This is a genomic window from Pseudomonas sp. RL_5y_Pfl2_69 (assembly GCF_963970465.1).
Taxonomy (GTDB): Bacteria; Pseudomonadota; Gammaproteobacteria; order Pseudomonadales; family Pseudomonadaceae; genus Aquipseudomonas.
Window position 1 is genome coordinate 38,591 of the sequence record NZ_CAXAOU010000003.1, and the last position, 14,012, is coordinate 52,602.

A 14,012-nucleotide genomic window follows, 5' to 3' on the forward strand; every position below is an offset into this window, starting at 1 on the left:
GGTGGACGGCTTTTTAACAGCAATGTGCGTTTATTTCACCAGGGCTGCCTGACGTTTTTCCCGTACCCGCCGCGCCAGAATGTTAAGTGTCTCAACAGTGGCCGAGAACGCCATCGCCGCATACACGTAACCCTTGGGTACATGAGCACCGAAGCCTTCGGCGATCAGGGTCATGCCGATCATGATAAGGAAGGCCAGCGCCAGCATTACCACAGTCGGGTTGTCATTGATGAACTTGGCCAGGGGCTCCGAAGCCAGCAACATCACCAACACCGCCACCACCACTGCAATCACCATGATCGGCAAGTGCTCGGTCATGCCGACCGCGGTAATGATGCTGTCGATGGAGAACACCAGGTCCAGCATCAAAATCTGACCGATAGCCGCGGCAAAACCCAAGGTCACTTTCGATGACACGCTCTCGGTTTTTTCTTCCTCCTGCGGGGTCATGCTGTGATGGATTTCGCTGGTGGCTTTCCACACCAGGAACAGACCACCGGCAATCAGGATCATGTCCTTCCACGAGAAGGCCTTGCCCAACACTTCAAACACCGGCGTAGTCAGTTGAACGATGTAGGCAATGGTACCCAGCAAGCCCAGACGCAGAATCAACGCCATGCCGATACCGATACGACGGGCCTTGGTGCGGTACTGCTCAGGCAGTTTGTTGGTCAAAATCGAGATAAAGATCAGGTTATCGATGCCCAGCACGATTTCCATCACGATCAACGTGGCTAAAGCGACCCAGGCTGCGGGGCTGGCAGCCAGTTGTAAAAGATATTCCATAGGTGTGCTCGGACTCTGCAGTAAGACTGGTTAGATAGCTTTTGACGATTTTTCGTTTTCTTGCTCAGGCTTTTCTTTTTCAATCAGTCCACCCGTGGCATCGCTGAGCGCTTGCTCAGCAGCCTTGTGGGTGTCATCAATGGCCTGCTTGGCGGATTCAGCCGTTTTGCTCAACATCTGTTGCGCCGCTTTTTCTGCCTGATCGCAACCGGTCATGAGCAACAAGCCTGCCGACAACAGTAGTGCAACACCTGATTGTTTAATGTTCATGATCATTTTCCTCTCTAAATCGGCGGCCACCTGGGTGGCTTGCGCATGACGCGGGATTCTAGAGGGTCTAACACTTCAGGAAAATTCGTATTTATAAGCGCTATACTTCGATTTTTACGAAGTGTTGCAGCGCAGATGCTAAATTACCGTCAACTCCATTACTTTTGGGTCGTCGCCAAAACCGGCAGCATTGTTCGCGCCTGCGAGCAACTGAACCTCACCCCGCAGACCATCAGCGGGCAAATCAGCCTGCTGGAGGACACCTATGGCCTGCCCTTGTTTCGACGGGTTGGGCGCCAACTGGAGCTGACCGAGACCGGGCGCCAGGTATTGCCCTATGCAGAACAGATCTTTCAGCTCGGCAGCGAACTGGAAAGCATGCTGCGCATGGCGCCCAAGGAGCAGCAGATTCTGTTTCGGGTAGGCGTGGCCGATGTGGTGCCCAAATCGATCGTGTATCGCCTGATCGCGCCGACCATGGAACTGGATGAGCCGATCCGTATCACCTGCCGCGAAGACAAACTTGATCGGCTGCTGGCAGACCTGGCCATTCAACGCCTCGATCTGGTTATTTCAGACAGCCCGATGCCCTCCCACCTGGACATCAAGGGTTTTAGCCAGAAACTGGGGGAATGCGGTATCAGCTTCTTTGCCACCCCGGCCCTTGCCAGAGATTACTCCGAGAACTTTCCCCATTGCCTGCAAGGCGCTCCGCTGCTGATTCCAGGACCCGAAACCGTGTTGCGAAGCCGCTTGTTGCGCTGGCTGGCCGAGCAGCAGATACAGCCGCGGATTGTCGGTGAATTCGATGACAGCGCGTTGATGCAGGCCTTTGGCCAGTCCGGAATTGGCGTATTTATTGCGCCGAGCGTGATTGCCCAAGAAGTGATACGCCAGTTTGACGTCGAGTTGATCGGCCACACCGAAGCCGTGACCGAATCGTTTTACGCCATCACCGTCGAGCGAAAAATCCGCCACCCCGGCATCGTTGCAATCACCGAGGGGGCCCGACGCGAATTGTTTACCCCGCGCTAGCGCACACGGGGCGCACCTTGGCGGTCATCAGCAACATGGCCAGCAGAATCGAGATCAAGATAAACCCGGCAGCCGCATACCCCAGGCTGCCCAGGCCATAGTTATCAATGACCCGCCCACCTACCATCGCGCCCAGGCCGATCCCCAGATTGGCCCCCGCAATATTCAGCGACGCGGCAAATGCCGGCGCATGGGGTGCAACTTTCATCAGGCGCACATGGCTGACCAAGAATATGGCCGCCTGCGTCACACCCCAGATACCCATCGCCGCCGCAAGGCCCAGGGTTGAGTGAATGCTCGGCACCAGCGCCACCAGGCCGCCGATCATGAAGGCACAAAACACCATCGAGGCAATCAGCGGGTGGCGATCCACCATCCGTCCGCCCAACGAGTTGCCAAGCAGGCCAACGGCGCCAAAGCCCATCAGGCACCAGCCCACCAGCGTGCCGTCGAAACCTGCCAGACGCTCAAGGATATCGGCCAGATAGGTGTAGGCCGTGAACATGCCACTGAACACCAGCACTGAGAGCACGATGTGACCCATCATGAGCGGGCTGCGCAGCAGGGCAAATTGCGATCGCAGAGTGACGCTTTCTTTCACGCCACGGGTGGCCGGCAAATACATCCACAGCAACAGCGCCTTGGCCAGTGCGACAACGGCCAGAATGCCGAAGGCACTGCGCCAGCCCCAGGCATCCGAGATCAGGGTGCCTACCGGGATGCCAAACACTGTCGCACAGACGATTCCGAACCCGATTTTGGCAATCGCCCGCCCGGCGTAATCCGGGCCTACGATGTCCACTGCCGTTTCGCTGGCCAGGGCCCAGAACACCGGCAAACCCAGTGCCGGTAAAAGCCGCGCAAATGCCATCACCCAAATATTCGGCGCCAGTGCCGCCACGGTGTTGGCGAAGGCGAACATCAGCAAAATCGAGATAAACAGGCGTTTGCGCTCAAAGCGCGCGCAGTAAGCAGTCAAAAACGGGCCAAGGGCCGCAACCGTAAAGGCAAACAGGGTCACCAGCAAACCGGCCTGGGGCACGGTGACCTCAAGGTCGCGGGCAATCGAAGGCAGCAGGCCGACGATGACAAACTCGGTAGTAAGCACAGTAAAGCCGGCCGCAGACAGCAGCAGGATGGGCAACAGCATGAATAACTCCAGAGACAACGAGACCAGCGAAAGCCCGAAAGGCCCGCTGATTTGAAGAAAAGTGTGGGGGTGCACAATGTTAACAGAATGATTCAACGTGAAGCCATGCTACTCCGGACACGTTCTATCTCCGATGTGGCAGATCGCCCCTACGTAGGAAAGCACCTACATCTCTATGATAAAGTTCGCCCCCCGCCGACTGCGTCGATCAGCCTGCCCGTTTACCGCTGATCGCCCCACAGTTTTCAATGACTAGAGAACCCCTTATGACTGCCGCTCCACCCACCCTGCTGCAAAAGCTCAAGAGCACCAGCCTGGTCACTCAGATTGTCATCGGGCTGATTGCCGGTATTTTGCTGGCCTGGCTTGCGCCTTCCGCAGCCCTTTCGGTGGCCTTCATCGGCAAGGTGTTCGTCAGCGCCTTGAAAGCCGTGGCGCCTATCCTGGTATTTGTGCTGGTCATGGCCTCGATTGCCAACCACAAGCACGGCCAGGAAACCCATATTCGCCCGATCCTTGTTTTGTACCTGTTCGGCACGTTTGCTGCCGCAGTCGTGGCCGTTATCGCCAGCATGATGTTCCCGTCGACTCTGGTTCTGGCCACTGAAAACATCGCCATTGCCGCCCCGGGCGGTATCAGCGAAGTGCTGCAAAGCCTGCTGTTGAGCGTGGTCGACAACCCGGTCAACGCCTTGGTCAATGCCAACTTTATCGGCATCCTGGCGTGGGCCATCGGCATGGGGATTGCCATTCGTCATGCTGGCGACACTACCCGCACCGTGCTTAACGACCTGTCCAACGGCGTCACCCTGATCGTGCGCGTGGTTATCCGTTTTGCACCGCTGGGGATTTTCGGCCTGGTGTCTGCCACCCTCGCCTCTTCAGGCTTCGGCGCATTGCTGGGCTACCTGCACCTGCTCACGGTACTGATGGGTTGCATGCTGTTTGTGGCGCTGGTGGTCAACCCGCTGATCGTATTCTGGAAGCTGCGTCGCAACCCCTATCCGCTGGTGTTCCTGTGCCTGCGCGAAAGCGGGATTACCGCGTTTTTCACCCGCAGTTCGGCGGCCAACATCCCAGTGAACATGGCATTGAGTGAGCGCCTGGGCCTGCACGAAGACACCTATTCGGTATCGATCCCGCTGGGTGCCACCATCAATATGGCGGGCGCAGCGATCACCATCACCGTGTTGAGTCTGGCAGCCGTGCATACGCTGGGGATTGCGGTGGATATCCCGACAGCCATCCTGCTGAGCGTGGTGGCCGCCATTTGCGCCTGCGGCGCGTCGGGTGTGGCGGGAGGCTCGCTGCTGTTGATTCCGTTGGCGTGCAGCCTGTTCGGCATTCCGAGCGAGATTGCGATGCAAGTCGTGGCGGTGGGCTTCATCATCGGCATCCTGCAGGATTCGGCAGAAACCGCGCTCAACTCGTCCACTGACGTACTGTTTACGGCTGCGGCCTGCATGGCCAAGGAAGACTCAACCCTGCAGCAGGGCTGAGTCAATCAGCAAAACCTGTGGGAGCCGGGTTTGACCCGCCTCCACAGGAGATTTGCTTAGAACGCGCCCATGTAATCGCGCTTGCCGATTTCAACGCCGTTGTGGCGCAGGATCGCGTAAGCAGTGGTCACATGGAAGAAGAACTGCGGCAGGCCGTAGGTCAGCAGATAAGCCTGGCCGGTGAAGCGTTTTTCTTTCGGCGTGCCCTGACGGGTGATGATTTCGATGCCTTCCTTGCCGTCGATTTGCTCGGGCTTGATCCCGTCAACAAAGGCCAGCACTTTGCTGATCAGCGCCTGCAGGTCAGCAAAGGTCACTTCGCTGTCGTCGTACTTCGGCAATTCGATTTCAGCCAGACGGCCCGAAACACCCTTGGTGAAATCAACGGCGATTTGAACCTGACGCACCAGCGGGAACATGTCCGGTGCAAGGCGCGCCTGCAAGAATACGCTCGGGTCGATGTTCTTGGCCGTTGCGTGAGCTTCAGCCTTGGTCAGAACACCGCTCAGGGCGTTGAGCATTTGTTTGAACACGGGAACGGAAGCGGCGTACAGAGAGATAGTCATGAAAGTCTCGACAGTCTGTGGGCGGGATTGGATGTGCGGCGATTATAGACACGCCAGAAGTCATCTGGTGTATCAAGATCAACCATCACCCACTCACTGGTGACTTCTACCGCCATGACCCTGTCACGATACTGACGCAAGAGCCCCCACGCCCCTTCATCGCCTGCAGCTTCCCTGAGCCGCGACACACAGCCCGGTACCCAGAGCACGGGATTGCCGCGCTTTCCGTTGAAAACCGGGGCAAAACCCATAAACCCCCGGTTTGTCTCAAAGGCGTCAACCAACCGATCGATCACCCTGGCGCTGACTCCTGGCATGTCGGCCAGGCAAAAAAGCACGGCCTGCTGGCGGCTGACTGCCTGCGCGCCCGCACGCACCGATGCGCCAATCCCTTCAGCAAAGGCTGGATTGAGCACAAACTCCACAGGTAGGTCGCACAGCACCTGCCGAACGCATTCGGCTTCATGACCCACAACCACCAGCACCTTGTGGCAGCGGGACGCCAGTGCGGCCAGCACAACATGCCTGACCATTGGTTGACCCTCGATTGTCAGGAGCAATTTGTTCTGGGCACCCATCCTCCGACTCATGCCTGCCGCCAGTATCACCGCCACCACCGGAGTGTTCGTCAACCCGATCATTTGCGGTAGCCTCCTGCGACCTGCAACGACTCAGGCAACACAGTGAGATGAACCTGTGTGGCCTCATGAATCGTGGTCTTGCGGTGTTTCAACATCCCTCCCTGGCGCCGGTTCAGGCAGGCGCTGATTTCACTGACAATGGCCAGGGCAACACTCTCTGGTGTATCGCCGCCCAGATCCAGCCCCATGGGGTAATGAACGTTCGCCCCTGCGGACCCGGCCCCCATCTCGTGAAGCAGGCGCTCAGTGCGATCTTTAGGCCCCAACTGGCCGACATAAGCCGGCGCACAGGCCAGGACGTTTTTGAGCCAGTGCCTGTCCTGCCGATAGCTGTGGGTCATGATCACCACCGCCGCGCCGTCCACCACTGCCTGTAAATCGAACGCCTGATCGATGGGCGCGACCAGAACGTGCCTGGCACCGGGGAAACGCTCGGCGCGGGCGAAATTCGCCCGCCCGTCCACCACATGCACCTGCCAGTTCAACTCACTGGCAAAGCGCACCAACGGCTGGGCGTCGTTGCCTGCGCCAAAAATCACCAGCCGGCGCTGGGGCGCGATGTACTCAAGCAACACCTCAATGGCGCCCGTACCGCTGTCATAGATCATCCGCGACGACTTCTTGCACCCAAGGGTCGCGATCAAATCCGCCTGAACCTTGCTTGCGAGGACCTCACAATGAAACCCCTCGCGAAGTTGCGACTGAGCGCTCAGCCCCAACCGGGCACCCATTTTTACCCGACGCCTGTCTTCTGCCGACAACACGGTCGCCAGCGCCGCGGGCTGCCCGCTTGTGCGTACACCGTGCAGCAGTTGGTGCAACAACGATGGCTTGCCCGCTTCACAGCGTTCAAGCAGTACATGCACCGTGCCGTTGCAGCCCAGGCCAAATGTCAGCTCCGCGCCCTCTTCATCGAGGTCATCATCGTCCTGCGCCGCCGTGCTGTAGCAGCGAATCACCGGCTCTCCAGACTCGGTCAACCACCAGGCCTTCCTGACCAGCTCCTGCTCAAGGCACCCCCCGCTGACCGTACCCACGGCCTGGCCGAAACGCGGTATGAGCATCCTTGCACCGGGCCGCCGATAAGCCGAACCTTCTACCTTGACCACCGTGGCCAGCACCACATCGACATTGCCTCTGTCGGCCGCATCCAGCGCATCAAGCAAGCAATACAAATCAGACATCACCGCCGCCCCCAGCCTTATTCAGTTAATTGCCGTACCATCGCCGCAGTTTCTTCGTTAAAAACAGCGCCACACGTCATCGTGGAGGACAACAGCGTGAACAAAAAAACCGGTGTCCGGGCCCACCAGGCCGACCAGACCAAAGCGCGCATTCTCAAGGCCGCCATTACCGTGTTCGCCCGAGACGGCTATGCCGGTGGGCGCATTGAGCAGATATCCAAAGAAGCCGAGTCCAACGACCGGATGATTTATTACTACTTTTCCAGCAAGGAAAATCTGTTTGTCCAGGTGCTGGAGCACACCTACGAGGCCTTCAACCAGGCCGAAAGCCTGCACCGCCCCGACGCATCCAGGCCGGTCGAGGCCTTGCGCCAACAGGTGGCGTTTTTCTGGAACTATTACGTTGCACACCCTGAATTCGTAGCCATCCTGACCATCGAAAACCTGCACAAAGGCAAACACGCCAGGCAATCCCACGAGATGGGGCGCCTGTCGGCCACCACTGTCGGCGTGATCCGGCCAATCATCGAGGAAGGCCAGCGCCAAGGGCTTTTTCGCAAGGACGTCGACATCAACCACGTTTATTTGATGATCGCCTCGCTGTGCTATTTCTATAATTCGAACCAACACACGCTCACTTCCTTCCTGGGTCAGGACCTCGCCGATAAAGGCCAGCAGCAAGACTGGCTGACGTTTATCAGCGATCTGGTCATACGCGGTGTCATGACCCTGCCGGGCGCTGCAACCGATCAATGAGTACCCGGGTTTGCCCGCACGTGCGCCACCTTCTGCTGCAACCCCTGCCAAGCAGGTTCGGCCGGGGCAAAGCGGTGGCGCAGGTACGCCGCCAACTCGCTGATCTGACGATTCGACAGGCTGTCCTTGAAGCCGGGCATGTAGCCAAGGTCTGCCGTGGCGGGCGTTGGGATGCCCTGCAAAATCACTTTCAGCAGGTTGTCAGGCAGCGCGCTGTGCACGTTGCTGTTACTGGCCAATGACGGGCTGACGCCAAACAGTTTTGGTCCCAGGCCGTCGGCATGGCAGGCCTGGCAAGCACCCTCGAAGACTCGCTGGCCATTGCTCAACGCCTGCGCGTCAATGCGAGCTTCGACTTTTGGCTGCGGCTCGGGAGCGGCTTGCGCATCCGCACTCAGTGAGGCCAGGTACACCGCCATTGCCCGGCGGTCGGCATCAGGCAGCTTTGCCAACTCACTGACCACCGGCCCCATGGGCCCGGCCGCGATCCCATGAGCATCGGAGTAACCGGTACTCAGGTAGGTGAACAGCTGATTTTCGGTCCATGGCGTCGGCGCCTTGGACAAGCCATTGAGCGCCGGAGCCTCCCAGCCATCTACCATGCCCCCAGCCAGAAAGGACGCGCCGCCCTTCTGCGCGCCCATCAAGTTGCGCGGCGAATGGCAGGCAGCACAGTGTCCCAGGCCATTGACCAGATAAGCGCCGCGATTCCATTGAGCGCTGCGCTGCGGTTGCGCCTCGACTTCACCCGAGCGCAAAAAAATCGCATTCCAGCCCGCCATTAACGGCCGCATATTGAACGGGAACTGCATGTCGTTGGCTTTGGCCGGCTGGCTGACTGGCGCCTGCGACATCAGATAGGCATACAGCGCCTGCATGTCGGCATCGTCAATATTGCGAAAAGAGGTGTAAGGAAAGGCCGGGTACAGATGCTTGCCGTCACGGCTGATACCTTCGCGCATGGCACGCTCGAACGCCGTGTAAGACCACTTGCCGATACCGGTCTCGGGATCGGGAGTGATGTTGGTGCTGTACAGCTTGCCAAATGGCGTCTGCATCTCGAGCCCGCCCGCATTGGTCACGCCGCCCGGAGTTGTATGGCAGACCGCACAATCACCCACCGCCGCCAGCAACCGCCCTCGCTCCAGGGTAGCCGCCGACCAGGTACCCAATGCAGGAGGTGCGATAGGGGCGATTTCGGCACGCCATGGCAATGCCGTAGCAGCCATGCCGACCAATGCACCGAACCCGGCAACCAACGGCGCAAACCACCACTTTGAACGCTTGGGTTTTATCTCTTCGGGGGCTGGCTCCGCCGCCTCCTGTGAATGCTTGAGCGCCGCCAGCACCCGCTCCGGGGTAATCGGCAGTTCCCGGAATCGAATGCCGGTGGCATCAAAAATGGCATTGGCGATGGCAGCCGCACTGGGCACACCCGCCGACTCACCGGCCCCCATGGGGGGCTCGTGCTGACGCGGCATCATCAGCACATCAATTTTCGGCACCTGCTTGAACGTCAGAATCGGATACGCGCCCCACTCCTTGCTGCTCACGGTGGACTCTTCGAACGTGACGCGCTCCTTGAGTACGCGGCTGGTGGCCTGAATCACATTGCCGTGGATCTGATGCTGCACCCCGGCCGGGTTGACCATCATCCCTGCATCATGGCCGATCACCACCCGTGTTACCGAGACTTCACCACTGAGCCGATCTACCGCCACATCCGCGACCCACGCCGCCCATGCCGCCCCAAAGCCGGGGAACTTGCTATGGATGTAGCGGGCGTAGGCAAAACCGCGGCCGCGCAGGACATTGTCCTGTTCCGGGGTTTGCATGGGCTCGGTACGCGCCACCCAATCGGCACGTGCGGCCGTAGCCCTGACCAGCTCCGAAGCCCGATCATCGTGCAAATAGCGCAAGCGGTATTCGACAGGATCCACCTTTGCGGCGAAAGCCAACTCATCGATATACGACTCGTGGGCAAAGGTATTGGGCAACGCCGACACACCGCGCATCCACGACGCTCGCACGATCGGCGACATGTCGTTGATCGTGACGCGCATGTGCTCGAAATCATAAGGCGGGATCGAAGTCCGATCCCCCATCTCGAACATCGCCGCCACAGGTTCAACACGCCCCGTCAGGAGCAAGGCAAGGGTCGGCGCACCGTTCGAGGGGTAACTGGTTTGAAAGTCATAACCGGCCACACCGCCGTCGGCATTGATCCCGCCGTCCACTTCCATCAACTGTGCCGAGCCCTTGGGCTCCCACACGTGCTCCTGCTCGCGGGTCAGTTGCACGCGTACCGGCAGGCCCACGGCCCGGGACAACAGCAACGCATCGGCGCACACGTCATCCGCGCAATTGCGCCCATAACACCCCGCCGCCTCCATGCGAATAATCTCAATGCGCTCTTCGGGATACTCCAGCAACCAGGCAAGGTCCGCGCGCAGCAAATGAGGGTTTTGCGTGCCAGACCACACCCGTATCTGCTCTGGCTGATAGTCCGCCAGACCACAGGAGGGACCAATGGAGCCGTGGATCTGATAAGGCCACGAATAGGTGCGAGGCATGCGTTCACTGGCCTGCGCCAATGCCTGTTCGACATCGCCCTTGTCCAGCACCACACGCTGCACCCGAGGATTGTCGCGGATCGCCTGCTCTACATCATCCATGTCGGGGAGTTTTTGATTCCAGGCTTTCCAGGTGACTTTCAGCATCTGGGCAGCCTTCACGGCCTGCTCTTCACGCAGGGCGACCACACCCACGAAGTCGCGGATCACCACCACTTTGACGATGCCCGGGATATGCGCGATGGACGACTCGTCCACCTCCAGCAGGCTGTTGCCGACAAACTCGCCACTGTCCAGCCCGGCATAGGGTGGGCGGATCACCCGGCCATGCAGCATGTCCGGCAGGCGCATGTCATGCACATAGATCAGCTCGCCCGTGGCTTTGGCGGGGATATCCACCCGGGCCGAGGCCTTGCCCACCAATCGATAGTCTTGCACCGCCTTAAGAGGCGCATCGCCGGAAATACTCAGCACATGACGCTCGCTCCCGACCAGGCTGGCAAATGAGAGCTGGCGTCCGTCGGCACTTTTGACCATGCCACGTTCGGTTTGCAAAGCCGCCGCCTCAACACCCAGTTGCTGTGCGGCCCGAGCCAGTAAAAAACGCCGTGCTTCAGCGGCTGCGTTGCGCAAAGGGATTGCCGTGATCTGAATGGTGGCACTGGCAATGGTTGCGCCCTGATTCGGTGCACTGTCGGTATCCCCCAGCACCATGCACACCTGCTCCAGCGCCAGATCCAGCTCTTCGGCCACGATCTGCGCCAATGAGGTACGAATCCCCGTGCCCAAGTCCACATGGCCGTTAAACCCATAGACCTGGCCGTCATCGTTTACCGCAATAAACAGACCCAGTTCCTTGGGCTTGACCACCGGTACACCGCCCTTGGCCACCGGACCCGAGGGGGGCTGGATCTGATCGACGATCAGCAAAACGCCAGACTTGGCCAACAACTGATCACGGGTGAGCGTGGTAAGGGTCATAGTCATCAATCCGTTCAGGGCTTTGGACGGGCGGCAAGCATGACCGCACGCATAATTTCGATATGGGTGCCGCAGCGACAGAGGTTGGCTGACAGTTCGTTTCGAATCTGCTCTTCGCTGGGGTGCGGGTTGCGATCAAGCAATGCCTTGGCAGTCATGATCATGCCGTTCATGCAGTAACCGCATTGCGCCGCCTGCTCATCAATGAACGCCTGCTGGACCCGGTGCGGATGCTCAAGGGTGCCGATACCCTCAAGGGTGGTGATGCTTCGCCCCTGCGCGCCAGCCAGTGGGAAAACACAGGAGCGGGCAGCTACCCCGTCAATGATCACCGTGCACGCCCCGCACTCGCCCAGGCCACAGCCGTACTTCGGGCCGTTCAACTGCAAATCGTTGCGCAGTACCAGCAGCAAGGGCGTATCGGCCATTGCAGTGACCTCAACCCGCTGCCCGTTGACTTCAAGTGTTACCGTTTTGACAGGCGTGAGGGTTTGATCGCTCATGCAAGGCTTCCCCAGGTAGCAACGTCCGCACTGTTTGAGCGGATCTTATTAAGTGTTTACTTCATGAAAAGTGCGTCCCAAAGGCCTGCATATCCAGAGCCTCTGTTACCGCGAATTTGATGAAGTAACTACTTCACCAAATAAAGGCAAGAACAATGCCAAAGGACATAAATGGTTTAATCGGCGCTCTCATCGACCATTTTGTGAAGTAGATACAGCATCGCTACCCGTTCGGCCGGATTGAGCCTGCTCATGGTCAACTCGCTCACTTGAGCGGCATGGGGCTGGGTTTCGCGCACCAGTTGCTCACCCGCCTCGGTGAGGCTGACGATGACCTTGCGCTTATCCTGTTGCGCAGGCTTGAGGGCAATCAGGTCACGGGCCTGAAGGCGCTCGACAATCCCGCGAATGGTCGCCTGATCCACTGCCGTGGCCTTGATCAGCTCGCTCAAGGAGCTGGGCCCATGATCATGCACCGCGCACAGGGTAATGAACTGCACGGCGGTCAATTGCGAGTTGCCGATGTTCTGCTGAAAAATAGCCATGTTGCGCTGGTAAGCCTTGCGCAACAAATGACCTACCTGCTGGGAAAAGTCATAAGTCACAGGATTGCCTGATTGCTTGTCTGTCGTATCCGGCACAGCGGCCTCTATCAAGTGAAGGGTGAGTGGTGAGATGACCTTAACCTGCGCGAGCCACTCTGTCGCCAACCCCTGTGGGGGCTGGCCTGCTAGCGAAGGGCATTAGCGATCACCCGTGGTTTGGATAATCGCGGCGCGCTTGTGCGGCTTCTACTGGGGTGCAACCACCACCCCGCCCGTGACCACCGCCAGGTCATCCAGATAAATATCACAATGGCGCAGCGGGATATCCAGGTGGCATGGCGTCTTGCGCGTGCCCCCGACCTCGGTGTTGGGTCCGGTGGAAAACAGGAAGTTACCCTCAAACGCCCGGGCATCCATGCACATTCCGTCGTTTTTATCGTGCAGGCCCATGGCAGTCCATTGGGCACGCGGCTGCAGCCCCCAACCGATATGGGAAATGCCGTACACCTCAGGATCGTTGAAGTACTTCAGGTAATCGCGCAGGTATTCGGCCTCAAAGCCGCCATGAATCGAGGTAATGAAGCCCTGATCGATTTCCAGGGTGATCTGTTCGCGCGAGTAGTTCTTGAACGGCAGGACGATATCACCCACATCGATCACCAATACACCCTGCGCCGTCTCTTCATTGGGCCACGAGAATAGAAAACCGCTTGGCCAATGATCCCAACGCCCCGGCTCATCGGCAAACCCATACTCGGTTACCGCCGGATACTGCCCCAGCTGCGCCTTGAAATCACTGCCGGCTCTGGATTTGACATGAATGGAGCGCGCCTGTTTGAGCAGTTTTTCTGCCGCCATCACCCGCTCTTTGTCCGCCAGAGTGGGCAGCATGCGCGCCAGCACCTCAGGCGGCTCAACCGCCAGCAGAATGCGCGTGCCGGTCTTGAGGATCTGCTCCTGCTCGGGGGAATGCAGCAACATCATGGTGTCGACCACCAGATCTGCCGCCTCCAGCGCCCGTTGCGCCGCGATATTGCCCGTGAGCGCGGTGTCCCCGCAGTAAGCCGTCATGTCATTGCCCATCGCCATCGGATGGTTGAACGAGGGCAACTCCACTGCATACACCTTCGCACCCAGGCGCTGAGCCGCTTCCATCGCCGCCCTCACCGTGCGCGGGTTGGAGTAGTGACTTTTCAACACTGCGACGCTTTGGGTCGCATCCACTTTTGACAGTTTCAACACGTGCTCAAACATCTGAGTCAGTTCGCAGTCGCTTACCGGCATTTGGGGTTCCTCTCAATTGACTCGCTGAATGTGTTGAGTGCATCACCCCCTGCCCTTGCAGTCAGCGTTGCATCCCACGGCTCAATTTAAAGCGTACACACTATTTAGCGCTGATAGCTCATTATTTTCACACTTGATTCGAAAAAATAAATCGCCGTTACATACTCACACAACCCAAGCAAACAGTAGTTACCAGCCGTTACACCAACTCCATTCAGGCTGTTTTTATTTTCAAAGGG

At 58.7% G+C, this 14,012-nt stretch carries 13 protein-coding genes; 3 read left to right on the forward strand and 10 right to left on the reverse strand.

Annotated elements, in window-relative coordinates; all coding sequences use genetic code 11:
* Positions 1 to 30: 30 nt before the first annotated feature.
* Positions 31 to 786 (reverse strand): TerC family protein, encoded by a 756-nt coding sequence (locus AACY07_RS06330; protein ID WP_339473992.1) that lies wholly within the window; start codon positions 784 to 786, stop codon positions 31 to 33.
* 30 nt (positions 787 to 816) lie between these two features.
* Positions 817 to 1,056, reverse strand: a complete 240-nt coding sequence (locus AACY07_RS06335; protein WP_133077252.1) for a hypothetical protein — start codon at positions 1,054 to 1,056, stop codon at positions 817 to 819.
* A 135-nt stretch (positions 1,057 to 1,191) separates the two neighbouring features.
* On the opposite strand from AACY07_RS06335, the gene nhaR reads away from it, so the two are divergent.
* Complete coding sequence (nhaR, locus tag AACY07_RS06340; protein ID WP_133077228.1) at positions 1,192 to 2,091, forward strand: transcriptional activator NhaR; 900 nt, start codon at positions 1,192 to 1,194, stop codon at positions 2,089 to 2,091.
* Here the strand turns inward: nhaR and AACY07_RS06345 are convergent.
* Positions 2,078 to 3,241 carry an MFS transporter gene (locus tag AACY07_RS06345; protein ID WP_339473993.1) on the reverse strand — a complete coding sequence of 388 codons (1,164 nt, stop codon included), beginning with the start codon at positions 3,239 to 3,241 and terminating at the stop codon, positions 2,078 to 2,080. The two genes, nhaR and AACY07_RS06345, sit on opposite strands and share 14 nt — an antisense overlap.
* 266 nt (positions 3,242 to 3,507) lie before the next feature.
* On the opposite strand from AACY07_RS06345, the gene sstT reads away from it, so the two are divergent.
* Positions 3,508 to 4,740 carry a serine/threonine transporter SstT gene (sstT, locus tag AACY07_RS06350; RefSeq protein WP_133077226.1) on the forward strand — a complete coding sequence of 411 codons (1,233 nt, stop codon included), beginning with the start codon at positions 3,508 to 3,510 and terminating at the stop codon, positions 4,738 to 4,740.
* A gap of 56 nt (positions 4,741 to 4,796) precedes the next feature.
* On the opposite strand, the gene AACY07_RS06355 is transcribed toward sstT, so the two are convergent.
* The 3 genes from AACY07_RS06355 to AACY07_RS06365 are packed head-to-tail and all read right to left on the reverse strand — an operon-like array spanning position 4,797 to position 7,131.
* The gene (locus AACY07_RS06355; RefSeq protein WP_133077225.1) at positions 4,797 to 5,306 is read right to left on the reverse strand and encodes a DUF1993 domain-containing protein; all 510 of its coding nucleotides are present in this window, start codon (positions 5,304 to 5,306) and stop codon (positions 4,797 to 4,799) included.
* Positions 5,303 to 5,947 carry a nucleotidyltransferase family protein gene (locus AACY07_RS06360; protein WP_339473996.1) on the reverse strand — a complete coding sequence of 215 codons (645 nt, stop codon included), beginning with the start codon at positions 5,945 to 5,947 and terminating at the stop codon, positions 5,303 to 5,305. Before AACY07_RS06360 ends, AACY07_RS06355 begins: the two co-directional genes overlap by 4 nt.
* A complete protein-coding gene (locus AACY07_RS06365) occupies positions 5,944 to 7,131 on the reverse strand; it encodes an XdhC family protein (RefSeq protein ID WP_339473998.1) in 1,188 nt (395 codons plus the stop codon). The genes AACY07_RS06360 and AACY07_RS06365 overlap by 4 nt, the downstream gene beginning before the upstream one ends.
* Before the next feature lie 96 nt (positions 7,132 to 7,227).
* Between AACY07_RS06365 and AACY07_RS06370 the strand changes: the two genes are divergently transcribed.
* Positions 7,228 to 7,887, forward strand: coding sequence for a TetR family transcriptional regulator (locus AACY07_RS06370; protein WP_133077222.1), 660 nt, complete (start codon positions 7,228 to 7,230; stop codon positions 7,885 to 7,887).
* Here the strand turns inward: AACY07_RS06370 and AACY07_RS06375 are convergent.
* From AACY07_RS06375 to AACY07_RS06390, 4 genes are all read right to left on the reverse strand, one after another.
* A complete protein-coding gene (locus AACY07_RS06375) occupies positions 7,881 to 11,441 on the reverse strand; it encodes a molybdopterin cofactor-binding domain-containing protein (protein ID WP_339474361.1) in 3,561 nt (1,186 codons plus the stop codon). The two genes, AACY07_RS06370 and AACY07_RS06375, sit on opposite strands and share 7 nt — an antisense overlap.
* A 14-nt stretch (positions 11,442 to 11,455) precedes the next feature.
* Positions 11,456 to 11,944: a (2Fe-2S)-binding protein gene (locus tag AACY07_RS06380; RefSeq protein ID WP_339474001.1), complete on the reverse strand. Its 489-nt coding sequence runs from the start codon at positions 11,942 to 11,944 to the stop codon at positions 11,456 to 11,458.
* Between the two features lie 176 nt (positions 11,945 to 12,120).
* The gene (locus AACY07_RS06385) at positions 12,121 to 12,585 is read right to left on the reverse strand and encodes a MarR family winged helix-turn-helix transcriptional regulator (RefSeq protein WP_219261493.1); all 465 of its coding nucleotides are present in this window, start codon (positions 12,583 to 12,585) and stop codon (positions 12,121 to 12,123) included.
* Positions 12,586 to 12,735: 150 nt separating this feature from the next.
* Entirely contained in the window at positions 12,736 to 13,773 is a 1,038-nt protein-coding gene (locus AACY07_RS06390) for a 2,5-dihydroxypyridine 5,6-dioxygenase (protein ID WP_219261494.1), read from the reverse strand.
* Between the last annotated feature and the right edge of the window lie 239 nt (positions 13,774 to 14,012).